This is a genomic window from Pseudomonas sp. Sample_20 (assembly GCF_004307585.1).
Classification (GTDB): domain Bacteria; phylum Pseudomonadota; class Gammaproteobacteria; order Pseudomonadales; family Pseudomonadaceae; genus Aquipseudomonas; species Aquipseudomonas atacamensis.
In genome coordinates this window covers 1-610 of record NZ_RCOA01000055.1, presented here as the reverse complement: position 1 = coordinate 610, position 610 = coordinate 1, and the positions used below count along the sequence as shown (strand labels likewise).

Annotated in this window: 1 protein-coding gene; it reads right to left on the bottom strand. The window is 63.4% G+C overall.

From position 1 onward, the window contains the following. Window positions 1–557: extracellular solute-binding protein (locus tag D8U70_RS12445; protein ID WP_130928990.1), on the bottom strand; the 557-nt coding region annotated here is incomplete at its 3' end. Window positions 558–610: the final 53 nt, after the last annotated feature.

The window sequence follows — 610 nt, the reverse complement described above, 5'->3', positions numbered from 1 at the left end:
TACGCCCAGCCCTGCTTCTCGCCGAAGGTTTGCAGCCAGGCGCTGACGTCGAGGAAACCGGTGCCGGACGACGCCGGGTTGGGCATGACGATCTTGCCTTTGTACTCAGGCTTGGTCAGGTCCTGCCAGCTCACGGGCTTGGTCAGACCCTGCTTCTCGGCCTCGACAGTGTTGAAGCAAATGGTCGCGGCCCACACGTCCATGCCGACCCAGGCTGGCGGGTTGGCGGCGTCGCGGTAGTTCGCGCCGATCTTGCCAAGATCCTTCGGTGCATAGCTTTGCAGCATGCCTTGCTGGTCGAGAATCGCCAGGCTCGACGCGGCCAGGCCCCACACCGCGTCAGCCTGCGGGCGGGCTTTTTCGGCGAGCAGTTTGGCGGTGATGATCCCGGTGGAATCGCGCACCCATTTGATTTCGACGTCCGGGTTGGCCTTTTCGAAGGCGTCCTTGTAGGACTTCAGTTGCTCGGCTTCGAGGGCGGTGTACACCGTCAACTCGGTTTTTGCCGCGAAGGCATTCAGGCTGAAAGTCGCGAGCACAGCAGCGGCCAGGGCCAGCCTGCTGCGCCACTTACCCTGGCTCGTGCTGGCAATCGTAGGAGCGTGCGCCC